Origin of the sequence: Pseudactinotalea terrae, assembly GCF_009733845.1 — a bacterium.
GTDB lineage: Bacteria > Actinomycetota > Actinomycetes > Actinomycetales > Beutenbergiaceae > Pseudactinotalea > Pseudactinotalea terrae.
The window spans coordinates 405,332-417,255 of record NZ_WNXZ01000002.1 but is presented as its reverse complement, the minus strand read 5'-3'; the positions used below and the strand labels follow the sequence as shown (position 1 = coordinate 417,255).

The following is an 11,924-nucleotide window of genomic DNA, read 5'->3' as shown; positions in this document are numbered from 1 at the left end:
GCCAGCGCTGCCCACCATCTCCTGCCCGCAAGGACGAAGTCATGACCCCGCTCACCGACGCGCAGATCCGCGCGTCCTTCATCAACGCCAGCCGCCGCGAGGTGGCGAACGCCAACCTTCCCGATCTCGCCGAGATCCGCTGGGACCGCCTCGACTACCTCGGGTGGCGGGACCGCAAGGCCCCGCTCGTCGCCTACGTGGTCGTCGAGCTCGACGAGGGGCCGACCGGCATCGTGCTGCGCGCTGCCGACCGGGGTACCGGCCCACGCCGGCGAGCGATGTGCGCCTGGTGCGAGGACGTCGTCGAGACCGAGGACGTCGGTCTGTTCACCGCACGACGCGGCGGGCCGGCCGGCCGCAAGGGTGACAGCATCGGCACCCTGGTCTGCGGCGAGTTCCAGTGCTCGGCGAACGTGCGGCGCACGCCCACCGCGGCCGAGGCCGGTTCGGACATCGAGGAGGTCCGCGAGCTGATCGTCGCCGACCGGATCGCCGGCCTGCGCCGGCGCTCGACCACGTTCGTCAGCGAGGTCGCGCGCACCCGCTGAGGTTCCGGGCCGGTTCCGATCGGGGCGCTCCCGGTCGGAACCGGCCACCCGCCGGATCCCTCGACGCTAGGTTGGGCAGCAGCGGCACAGCGGTGGCTCGGCGACCGTGCCTCGGGGGAAGGAACAGCGATGACAGCATCCGCAGCACCGGTCAGGCTCAACGCGCGTGTCATCGGCATCTGCATCGCCGCCGCGCTCGGCGGCTTCCTGTTCGGCTTCGACACCGCCGTCATCAACGGCGCCGTCGACGCGCTGACCGAGGAGTTCGCGCTCAGCCCCGCCCTCTCCGGGTTCGCGGTGTCCTCGGCTTTGCTCGGCTGCGTGGCCGGCGCCTGGTTCGCCGGCGGGCTGGCGAACCGGTTCGGCCGCATCCCCGTGATGCTGATCGCTGCCACGCTGTTCCTCGTCTCGGCGATCGGCTCCGGGCTCGCCTTCGGTGTGATCGACCTGATCGTCTGGCGTGTCGTCGGCGGCTTCGGCGTCGGCGCCGCATCGGTCATCGCGCCTGCATACATCGCCGAGGTGTCCCCGGCGCGGGTTCGGGGGCGACTGGGGTCGCTGCAGCAGCTCGCGATCGTGACCGGCATCTTCGTGGCGCTGCTCTCGGACGCCTGGCTGGCGGGCTCGGCAGGCGGCGCCGCGAACGAGCTGTGGCTCGGGCGCGAGGCGTGGCGGTGGATGTTCATGGCCGAGGCGGTTCCCGCGGTCGTGTACGGGCTGATGGCGCTGCGGCTGCCGGAGTCCCCGAGGTTCCTGGTGGCGCGCGGCGACCTCGACAAGGCGTCCCAGGTGCTGCTCGACTTCACCGGCGAGCTCGACGTCAACCTCAAGATCCAGCAGATCAAGACCTCTCTCGGCGAGGAGCGCAAGCAGAAGCTCTCCGACCTCAAGGGCCGGGCGCTCGGGCTGAAACCGGTGGTGTGGCTGGGCATCCTGCTGTCGGTCTTCCAGCAGTTCGTCGGGATCAACGTGATCTTCTACTACTCGACGACGCTGTGGCGCTCGGTGGGGTTCGAGGAGTCCGATGCCCTGACGATCACGGTGATCACGTCGGTGACCAACATCGTGGTCACGGTCGTGGCGATCATGCTCGTGGACCGGGTGGGGCGCCGCCCGATGCTCCTCGCCGGCTCGGCGGGCATGGTGGCCTCGCTCGGCCTGATGGCGGTGGCGTTCTCGAACGCCACGCTCGTCACCGCATCCGACGGCACCTCGACGGCGGAGCTCGCCGCGCCGTGGTCCACGGTCGCGCTGGTCTGCGCCAACGTGTTCGTGGTCGCGTTCGGGGTGAGCTGGGGCCCGCTGGTGTGGGTGCTGCTCGGCGAGATGTTCCCCAACTCGATCCGTGCGTGGGCGCTCGCTGTCGCGGCCGCAGCCCAGTGGCTCGCGAACTTCGCGATCTCCACGACGTTCCCGGTGTTCGCCGACATCGGGCTCCCGTTCGCCTACGGCTTCTACGCTGTCTTCGCGCTGCTGAGCTTCGTGTTCGTGCTGGCCAAGATCCCCGAGACCAAGGGCAAGGAGCTCGAGGACATGGACGACGAGATGACCGTCGAGCGGCGACAGCGCCGCCGCGCCGCCCGGACCTGACCTTCCGCGACGCCGGCGACGCCGGCGCCCGGGCCAGCCGGTCAGGCCGTCGGGCTCGGCACCGGAGTGAGGACGTCGTCGATCACCCGGCGGACCCACTCCATGAGCGGCTCGCCGGTCAGCGGCTGGCCGCCGACCTTCGACGTCGTCGGCGTCGGTACCAGCACGGTGCGCACCCCAGGCTTGAGCACGCTGCCCGGGAACAGCCGCTTGAGCCGCACCTGCCGCGACTCCGCGAGATCCACGGGACCGAACCGCACGTACTTGCCCTGCTGGGTGATCTCCGCCAGCCCCACCGCACGCGCGGCGATCCGCAGCTTGGCCACCTCGAGCAGTCGCAGCACCGGGTCGGGCGGGGTGCCGTACCGGTCGTCGAGCTCCTCGGCGACGGCAGCGATCGTCGCGTCGTCGGCGGCAGCGGAGAGCTTCGCGTACGCCTCCAGCCGCAGCCGCTCGTGCGCGATGTAGGCCTCCGGGATGTGCGCGTCCACCGGTAGCTCGATCCGTAGCTCCGAGAGCTCCTCGGTCTTCTCGCCCCGGTACCCGGCCACGGCGTCCGCGACCATCCGCACGTACAGGTCGAAACCGACCCCGGCGATGTGCCCGGACTGCTCGCCGCCGAGCAGGTTGCCCGCGCCGCGGATCTCGAGGTCCTTCATCGCGACCTGCATGCCGGCGCCGAGGTCGGTGTGCGCGGCGATGGTCTGCAGCCGGTCGTGGGCGGTCTCGGTCAGCGGCTTCTCCGGCGGGTACAGGAAGTACGCGTACGCGCGCTCGCGCCCACGCCCCACGCGGCCGCGCAGCTGGTGCAGCTGCGAGAGCCCGAGCACCTCCGAACGCTCCACGATCAACGTGTTCGCGTTCGAGATGTCGAGCCCGGTCTCCACGATCGTCGTGCACACCAGCACGTCGAACCGCTTCTCCCAGAAGTCCTGGATCACCCGCTCGAGCTGGTGCTCCCCCATCTTGCCGTGCGCGACCTCCACCCTGGCGTCGGGCACCAGCTCGCGGATCCGCGCCGCCGCTCGGTCGATCGACTCGACCCGGTTGTGCACGTAGAACACCTGGCCCTCGCGCAGCAGCTCACGCCGCACCGCCGCGGCGATCTGCTTCTCCGAGTACGGCCCCACGAACGTCAGCACCGGGTGCCGCTCCTCGGGCGGCGTCGCGAGCGTCGACATCTCCCGGATGCCGGTCACCGCCATCTCCAGCGTGCGCGGGATCGGCGTCGCGCTCATCGACAGCACGTCCACGTTGGTGCGCAGCTGCTTGAGCGTCTCCTTGTGCTCGACGCCGAACCGCTGCTCTTCGTCGACGACGACCAACCCGAGGTCCTTGAACCTCACCTCACCGGTGATGAGCCGGTGCGTGCCGATGACGACGTCGACCGAGCCGTGGCGCACACCGTCGCGGATCGCCTCGGCCTCCTTGTCGGACTGGAACCGCGACAGCCCCTTGACGTTGACCGGGAACCCGGCGTAGCGCTCGCTGAAGGTGTCGAGGTGCTGCTGCACCAGCAGCGTCGTGGGCACCAGCACCGCGACCTGCTTGCCGTCCTGCACCGCCTTGAACGCCGCCCGCACCGCGATCTCGGTCTTGCCGTACCCGACGTCGCCGCACACGAGCCGGTCCATCGGGACCGACTTCTGCATGTCGGCCTTGACCTCGTCGATCGTGACGAGCTGGTCGGGCGTCTCGACGAACGCGAACGCGTCCTCGAGCTCCGCCTGCCAGGGCGTGTCCGGCGCGAACGCATAGCCCTGCGTGGCCATCCTGGCCGCGTAGAGCCGGATCAGCTCCGCGGCGATCTCCTTGACCGCCTTGCGCGCACGCCCCTTGGTCTTCGCCCAGTCCGCGCCGCCCATGCGGTTCAGCGACGGCGCCTCACCGCCGGTGTACTTCGTGACCTGGTCGAGCGACTCGGTCGGCACGAACAGCCTGTCGCCCGGCTGGCCACGCTTGCTCGCGGCGTACTCGATCACCAGGTACTCGCGGCTCGCCGCGCTCGCACCGGTCCCGACCGTGCGCTGCACGAGCTCGACGAACCGCCCCACACCGTGCTGCTCGTGCACCACGAAGTCGCCGGTCTTGAGGGCGAGAGGGTCGACGACGTTGCGACGCTTGGAGGGCAGGCTCCGCATGTCTCGGGTCGAGGTCCCTGCTCGGCCGGTCAGGTCCGCCTCGGTCAGCAGCGCGAGCCGGAGCGGCTCGGAGACGAACCCCTTGCCCACGCTCGCGGTGGTGACCAGCACGATGCCCACGGCCGGCTGCTCGGGATCCTCGCCCTGGCGCGCGTCCGCGCCGGCGGGCTCCACGGCCGCCACCAGGCGCGCCGGCACGTCCGCGGCCAGCAGCTGCTCAACCATCCGGCGCGCCGGGCCGGCGCCCTCGGTCGCGAGGACGAGCCGCCAGCCTGCCGAGGTCAGCTCACGCAGATCGGTCACGGCCTGCTCGATGTCGCCCCGATAGCCGTGCACGTCACGTGAGGCGATCGAGATCGACGGCGTCCCCTCCGCGGACACCTCGCCCTCGGTCGTTCCCTCCGCGAGCTCGGCGAGCTCGGCGTCGCTCTCGAACGCGCCGAGCGTCCACCAGCCGAGCCCGCGCCTGGCAGCGACGTCCCTGGTGGAGCCGAGCGTCGCGAACGAGGCCAGCGACAGGTCGAGCGGCGTCTGCGCCCCGGCGGCTGCCGAGGTCCATGCGGCCTCCAGGAACTCCTGCGTCGTCGCCACGAGGTCGTGCGCACGCCTGCGGAGCCGCTCGGGGTCGTCGAGGATCAGCAGCGAGCTCTCGGGCACCAGATCGAGCACCGGGACCATGTCGTCCACCAGTGCCGGTGCGAGCGACTCCATGCCGTCGACCGCGATGCCCTCGGCCAGCCGGTCGAGCATGTCGGCGGCACCGGGGAGCTGCTGGACCAGCGCCGCAGCGCGCTTCCGGACCGACTCGGTGAGCAGGATCTCGCGGCACGGCGGTGCCCACACGCCGTCGTCCGCGATCTCCAGCGACCGCTGGTCGGCGGCCGAGAACCACCGGATCTCACTGACCTCGTCGCCCCAGAACTCGATGCGCTGCGGGTGGTCCTCGGTGGGCGCGAAGACGTCCAGCAGACCACCGCGGACCGCGAACTCACCGCGCCGGGTCACCATGTCGACGCGGGTGTACGCCGCGCCCACCAGCCCCTCGATGACCTCGTCCATCGCCACGGTGTCGCCCGCTCGGAGCGCGACCGGCTCGAGGTCACCCAGGCCCGCGACCACCGGCTGCAGCAGGGCACGCACGGGCATCACGAGCACCCGGATCGGGCGGGACGAACCCGCCGCGCCGCCGCCGGCACCGCCGTCCGGGTGGGCGAGGCGGCGGAGCACCGCGATCCGGCGGGCGACGGTGTCGCTGCGCGGCGAGAGCCGCTCGTGCGGGAGCGTCTCCCACGAGGGGAAGACGGCGACGTCCTCGGCAGGAAGGTAGGCGCGCAGGGCCTGCGCGCGCTCCTCGGCCTCGCGTCCGGTCGCGGTGACGACCACCAGCGGGCGAGCGCCACGCTCGGCGAGGTCCGCGAGGATCGAGGGCCGCACGCCGACCGATGCGGACACGTCGAGCGAGCCTCGCGCCGGGACCGCGTCGAGAAGCTCGGACATGCCCGGATCGAGGCGCAGGGCAGGCAGCAGGGCGGACAGGGTCTCGGGCATCAGTCCTCTTTCGGGCAGCACAACTGGCCCGCAGCCGTTGGTCGGTGGGTGCTCCGAGGCGATCGGAGGGCGCCGAGGCGGTGCGGGTTGATCCTCAGTCTAGGTCGATCTGGTCGCGACGCCGGCCCGGAGGCCGCGGGACGACGAGCCCGCACCGCGGCCCGGGCGGGCCGGGCTCGCGGTTCAGCGAGGGGCGTGCAGCCGGTCCTGCGCCAGCACGAGCCCCTTCTCGACGACGTCCCTGACGCCGTCGGCGGCCTCCTCCAGGGTGACCGCCAGATCCTCACGCTCGGACACCGCGAAGTCGCGCAGCACGAAGTCCGCCGGGTCCTGCCTGCCCGGCGGGCGGCCGATACCGATGCGCAGGCGCAGGTAGTCCTTGGTGCCCAGGGCAGCGCTGATCGACTTCAGCCCGTTGTGCCCACCCTCGCCGCCGCCGCGCTTGAGGCGCAGCGTGCTCGGCGGGAGGTCGAGCTCGTCATGGATCACCAGCAGCCGCTCGGGCGGCACGTCGTAGAACCGCACCAGCGCAGCGACCGGGCCGCCGGAGACGTTCATGTAGGTGCTCGGCTTGGCGAGCACCACCCGGGGACCGGGCGCTCCGGAGGGGAGCACGCCCAGCCGGCCGTCGAGCACCTGCGCGCGAGCCTTGTGCCCCGTGAAGCTCCCCGGGATGTCCCGGGCCAGCACGTCGAGCACCATCTGACCGACGTTGTGACGGTTGCCCGCGTACGTCGGGCCCGGGTTGCCGAGCCCGACGACGAGGAACATGCCGCCGGTCATGAGTGCCCCTGGACCGGGGTTCAGGACTCGGAGTCGTCAGACTCGTCGGCCGCGCCCTCCTCGGACGCGTCCTCGGCAGCCTCACCAGCGGCGGCACCGGCCGCAGCGGAGGCCTCGTCGGCCTCGAGGTCCTCGGCGCTGGCGCGCGGCACGCTGATGACGACAACGGTCGTGTCGGGGTCGCTCTCGAGCTCGACCCCCTCGGGCAGCACGACGTCGGAGGCGCGCACGGCGTCGCTCTCCTGCAGGCCCTCGATCGAGGCGATGAGAACCTCGGGGATGGTGAGCGCGTCCGCACGGACCGACAGGGTCTGGGCCTCGACGGCGTGGATCGTGTCGGGAGCGGACTCACCCTCGACGTGGACCGGGATGTCGACGACGACCTTCTCACCACGGCGAATGATCACGAGGTCGAGGTGCTCGATCGTGCGCTTGACGGCGTCCCGCTGCACGTCCTTGGTCAGGGCGAGCTCCGAGCGGCCCTCGAACTCCAGGGTCAGCAGCGCGTTGGCGTTGCCCTTGAGCGCGAGGAACGTGTCGTGGCTCGGGAGCGCCAGGTGGACCGGGTCGGCACCGTGGCCGTACAGGACCGCGGGGATCAGACCGGCGCGGCGGGTGCGGCGCGCGGCGCCCTTGCCGAACTCGGTACGGACGGTCGCGGCCAGCTTGCTGGTGTCAGCCATGGGAATGCTCTTTCGTGAGGAGGTCGGGATGCTCCTCGACGTGGGACGCCGGGCGGACGGCGCCATCAGCGCTCCGCCACGTCGATCACGGACTGTCGGTCACGACCTGCAGGTGGATTCACGATCCCTGCGGCCCGCTGGCCGTCCGACGTCCCTCGCCGAGGCAACGGCGACCATCATAGCGGACGACAACGGCTGCCCCCTCTCCGGGGTTTGTGTACCATGTGGTACATGAACATGGTTGCCTGGAGCACACCGACAGCCCTCAGGATCGCGCGGGCACACCTGCGCGACCTCGAGCGCCGGCCCGAGCGGGCACGGCCATGAGGACCGTCGAGCTCTCGGCCGGGACCATCGCGTACGAGGACACCGGCGGCGACGGACCGGTGCTGCTGCTCCTGCACGGCGTCATGATGGACGCAGGAGTCTGGGACCCGGTGCTGCCGCTGCTGCCCGAGGGCGTGCGCTGCGTCCGGCCGGTGCTGCCGCTGGGCAGCCACCGGATACCGCTGCGGCGGCCCGAGCTCGCCACCCACCACGGCGTGGCCGCCCTGGTGGGCGAGCTGATGGAGGCACTCGACCTGCGCGACGTCACGCTCGTGCTCAACGACTGGGGCGGCGCGCAGCTGCTGCTTGCCGAGCGGCCCGAACGCGTGACGCGCGCGGCCCTCGTCGCGTGCGAGGCGTTCCAGAACTTCCCGCCCGGTGTGCCCGGCACGATGATCGCCGCGAGCGCGGCGATCCCGGGCGCCATGTTGCTGACGGCGCACCTGCAGCGCTTCGCGTGGTTTCGGCGGGCGCCCGGCGCGTGGGGGTGGATGCTCAAGCACCCGGTGCCGGCCGCCGTCATGGACCGGTGGTTCGAACCCGCCCGGTTGGATCGAGCGATCCGACGCGACCTGCGCACCTTCGCCGGCTCGACGCCGTCCCGCGATCAGCTGCGGGACCTGACCCGGCGACTGGCCGGCGTGACGATCCCGGTGCTCGTGGCGTGGGCGAGCGAGGACCGCCTGATGCCGCGCGAGCACGGACGAGCGCTCGCGGAGCTGCTGCCGCAGGGCTATCTGGTCGAGATCCCAGACAGCTACACGGTGGTGCCGCGGGACCAGCCGGCGGCGCTCGCGCGTGCGCTGACCGGACTGCTTCAGCGCGACGGCGAGCCGGTGCGATGACCGACGCCGACGTGGTCGTGATCGGCGCCGGTCCCACCGGGCTGCTGCTCGCGGGCGACCTCGCGGAGGCCGGCCTGCAGGTCCGGCTCCTGGAGAAGCGCAGCCAGCGCTCCAACCTCACCCGGGCGTTCGCCGTGCACGCCCGCACCCTTGAGCACCTGCAGGTACGCGGACTGGCCGACGCGCTCGTGGCGACCGGTCACCCCGTCGACGGACTGCAGCTGTTCGGGTCGGTCACGCTGCGACTCACCGGCCTCGACAGCCCGTTCCCCTACCTGCTCGTGACGCCGCAGCTGCACGTCGAGCGCCTGCTGCTCGAGCGCGCGCTCGATCACGGCGTCCAGATCGTCGAGGGGGCCGAGGTCACGGGGCTCTCCCAGGACGACGGCGGCGTGCTGGTGGCCAGCCGGGACGCAGCCGGGGCGGGTCCGGGGTCCACGAGCACGGTGACGGCGGCGCCCTTCGCGGTCGGCACGGACGGCTACCGGTCCGCCGTGCGCGACGCCCTCGGTCTGGACTTCCCGGGCCGGTCGGCGATCCGGTCGCTGATGCTGGCCGACGTCCGGCTGACCGCTCCCCCGCGAGACCTGCTGACCGTCCGCGGCAACAGCCACGGTTTCGTCTTCGTGGTGCCCTTCGGCGACGGCTGGCACCGCGTGATCGCCCGGGACGCCCGGCGCGAGGTCGACGTCGACAGCCCGGCCTCCCTCGAGGAGGTCCGCGATGTGGTCACGCGGGTGCTCGGCACCGACCTCGGCATGACCGAGGCCCGATGGACCTCCCGGTTCCACAGCGACGAGCGACAGGTCGCCCGGTACCGGGTCGGCAGGGTGCTGCTGGCCGGCGACGCCGCGCACGTGCACTCGCCTGCGGGTGGGATGGGCATGAACACCGGCCTGCAGGATGCCGCGAACCTGTCCTGGAAGCTCGCCGCGGTGCTGGCCGGGCGCGCCGAGGAGGCGATGCTCGACAGCTACCACGACGAACGGCACGCCGTCGGGGAGCAGGTGCTCCGCACCAGCGGCGGGCTGATCCGAGCCGCGTTGCTGCGGCACCCCCTCAGCAGGGCGATGCGTGACCTCGCCGTCCGCGCCGCACTCGCGCTGCCACCTGCCAGCGCGGCGCTCAGCGGCCGGGTCAGCGGCATCGCCCTGCGCTATCCCGCACCCCAGGGCTCGCACGCCCTGGTCGGCCGGCGCGCCGTCGACGGTGGCGTCGGACTCGGGATCGAGGGCGGCCGGTTCGCGCTCGTGGCACCCGAGCCGCTGCTGGCACGCCACCGTGCCAGCCGGCACCTGGCGACGTGCCCGATCGATGCTGGGGTGCCCGCGCAGCTGGTCCGACCCGACGGCTACGTCGCGTGGGCTCGCGCTCCCGGCGACCGGGGCGAGGCCGGCTTGTCCCAGGCCATGCGACGGTGGGGCGCGCTCACTCCCTCCGGGTGACGTTCGCCGTGAGGAACTCCATGACGGCCGCGTCGGCACGCCGACGATCGCCACCCAGCGCGAGGTCGAACAGGACACCCCGACTGAGGGCGAGCGCTGCGTACGCGATGGCCTCGGCCCGCTCCGGCGGGTGACCCGCCCGCTCGTGGAAGTCGGTGAGGCTCTCGAGCCAGGCCTGGATCCACCGGCGCAGCGACGAGGCCCACTCGTGCCCGTGCATGGCCGCCGCGGCCAGCTCGAAGAAGAGCGGCCCGAACGTAGGCGCCTCGTCGGCGAGGCGCTTCCAGAACTCCCAGCCCGCTTCGAAGGGGTCGCGGCCCTCCTCGAGCATCTCGGCCAGGTAGCGCTCCTGCGACGCCCATGTCGCGTCGACGACGGCTGCCAGCAGCCCCTCGCGCGACCCGAAGTGGTAGAGCAGCATCCGGTGGCTGCTCCCCACACCGGCGGCCACCGTGCGCAGGCTGGTGTCTCCGACCCCGTTCTCCGTGAACCAGTCGACGACCCGGCTCAGCAGCTGCTCACGTGCACTCACGACTGCCGATCGTAGGTGGGACTCGAGGCTGTGATGGCAGCGACGACGGAATCGACGTCGGTGCCGCGGTAGCCGATGTGGCCGTCCGGCCGCACGAGCACGAGCCCCGCGTCCATGCGGTACCGGCGCCGCACGTCACCATCGGGATCGGAGTCGTCGTCGATGTCGATCACCGTGACCGGCTCCGGTAGCGGCGGCAGCGCCGGCGACGCGCCGATCCGGAGCAGCGCGAAATGGTCGACGCGGAACGCCTCGTGGAGCGAGCCGGTCGGCAGCGGCGCGTCCGGGGCGCGATCTCCCGGCGCAGGCGCGGCGGTGCGGCGACCGGTCCGGTAGCTCAGGTCGATCTGGGAGGTGCTGCGACTCGCGGCGCGCGCCGCGAGCGATGACGCGCTCACCACTCGGAGCATCACATCTCGCCACGCCCGCGCGAGCGGGTGCCGCAGTGCGAAGATGCGGCGGCGCGCACCGACGTCGCGGATCACCGTCGCCGCGACGGCCCGACGTTCCCGGGCGTAGTCGTCGAGCATCTCAGGTGGCGCACCGTCGGCGACCCGGGCCAGCCGCCACGCGAGCCCGACGGCATCCTGGATCCCGAGGTTCATACCCTGCCCGCCGAAGGGTGGGAAGACGTGCGCGGCGTCTCCGGCCAGCAGCAGCCGTCCGGAACGATAGGCCTCAGCGAGGCACAACCGGCTCCGGAACACCGAGGTCCAGCCGACCTCCCGCACCTCGAGCGTGCCGGGACCTCGCCGGTCCAGGAGCGCCTGCAGCGACGCCCTGTCGGGTCGGACGGCCTGTGCCGAGCCCTCGTCGGTCACGTCGATGAAGACCCGCCAGAGCCCGTCGTCGGGAAGCCGCATGAGCATCAGCGGCCCGCTCGCGCCCAGCCACATCGCGCCGTCGCCCAGATCCGGGTCGCTGCGAAACCGGACGTCGGCCAGGTGGTAGACCTCGCCGGTGCGCTCGCCCGGGAAGGCGATGCCGGCGGCCTGCCGGATCGTGCTGCCGGCACCGTCTGCGCCCACCACCCAGTCGGCGCGCAGGTCGCCATCGCCCGCAGTGCGCAGCGTCACCCCGGAGGGGTCGGCTGCGACTCCGGTCACGGCGCGACCCCACTCGACCGCTCCGCCGAGCTCGGCGAGCCGGTCCCGCAGCATCGTCTCGAGCCCCTGCTGCGGCACCACGTAGGTGTAGGGGTACGGGCTGTCCGGCGGGAACCAGCGCTGCCTCGCGACCACGCGCTCGCCCCGCATGATGGAGCTGCCCGCGAGCCGATAGGCGGTCTGCTCGACCCGGTCGGCCACCCCGAGCATCGCGAGCAGCTCCATCGACCGCGCCTGCAGACCCAGCGCCCGGGAGGCAGTGCTGGCCGCGTCACGTCGGTCGAGGACCCGCGCCTGGATGCCGTGGTGAGCCAGTACCAGCGCGGCCGTCAGACCAGTGGGACCAGCACCGACGACCGTGATCGTGTCATTCATG

The 11,924-nt window shown here is 72.2% G+C and carries 9 protein-coding genes; 4 read left to right on the top strand and 5 right to left on the bottom strand.

Going from position 1 to position 11,924, the window contains the following annotated elements:
* The first annotated feature begins 41 nt into the window (after positions 1-41).
* On the top strand, positions 42-548 hold the full coding sequence (locus tag GPA03_RS09435) for an FBP domain-containing protein (RefSeq protein ID WP_156251728.1): 507 nt from the start codon (positions 42-44) through the stop codon (positions 546-548).
* A gap of 129 nt (positions 549-677) precedes the next feature.
* Entirely contained in the window at positions 678-2,138 is a 1,461-nt protein-coding gene (locus tag GPA03_RS09430) for a sugar porter family MFS transporter (protein WP_156251727.1), read from the top strand.
* Between the two features lie 41 nt (positions 2,139-2,179).
* On the opposite strand, the gene mfd is transcribed toward GPA03_RS09430, so the two are convergent.
* The 3 genes from mfd to GPA03_RS09415 form a co-directional block, all read right to left on the bottom strand.
* Entirely contained in the window at positions 2,180-5,827 is a 3,648-nt protein-coding gene (gene mfd, locus GPA03_RS09425; RefSeq protein ID WP_156251726.1) for a transcription-repair coupling factor, read from the bottom strand.
* Between the two features lie 183 nt (positions 5,828-6,010).
* Entirely contained in the window at positions 6,011-6,610 is a 600-nt protein-coding gene (gene pth, locus GPA03_RS09420) for an aminoacyl-tRNA hydrolase (RefSeq protein WP_156251725.1), read from the bottom strand.
* Positions 6,611-6,630: 20 nt separating this feature from the next.
* Positions 6,631-7,293 carry a 50S ribosomal protein L25/general stress protein Ctc gene (locus tag GPA03_RS09415; protein WP_156251724.1) on the bottom strand — a complete coding sequence of 221 codons (663 nt, stop codon included), beginning with the start codon at positions 7,291-7,293 and terminating at the stop codon, positions 6,631-6,633.
* A 323-nt stretch (positions 7,294-7,616) separates the two neighbouring features.
* On the opposite strand from GPA03_RS09415, the gene GPA03_RS09410 reads away from it, so the two are divergent.
* A complete protein-coding gene (locus GPA03_RS09410; RefSeq protein WP_156251723.1) occupies positions 7,617-8,465 on the top strand; it encodes an alpha/beta fold hydrolase in 849 nt (282 codons plus the stop codon).
* On the top strand, positions 8,462-9,910 hold the full coding sequence (locus GPA03_RS09405; RefSeq protein ID WP_156251722.1) for an FAD-dependent monooxygenase: 1,449 nt from the start codon (positions 8,462-8,464) through the stop codon (positions 9,908-9,910). Before GPA03_RS09410 ends, GPA03_RS09405 begins: the two co-directional genes overlap by 4 nt.
* Here the strand turns inward: GPA03_RS09405 and GPA03_RS09400 are convergent.
* Together GPA03_RS09400 and GPA03_RS09395 are read right to left on the bottom strand one after the other, a co-directional pair.
* Positions 9,894-10,442: a TetR/AcrR family transcriptional regulator gene (locus GPA03_RS09400; RefSeq protein ID WP_156251721.1), complete on the bottom strand. Its 549-nt coding sequence runs from the start codon at positions 10,440-10,442 to the stop codon at positions 9,894-9,896. The genes GPA03_RS09405 and GPA03_RS09400 overlap by 17 nt on opposite strands.
* A complete protein-coding gene (locus tag GPA03_RS09395) occupies positions 10,439-11,923 on the bottom strand; it encodes an FAD-dependent monooxygenase (RefSeq protein ID WP_156251720.1) in 1,485 nt (494 codons plus the stop codon). The genes GPA03_RS09400 and GPA03_RS09395 overlap by 4 nt, the downstream gene beginning before the upstream one ends.
* Position 11,924: the final 1 nt, after the last annotated feature.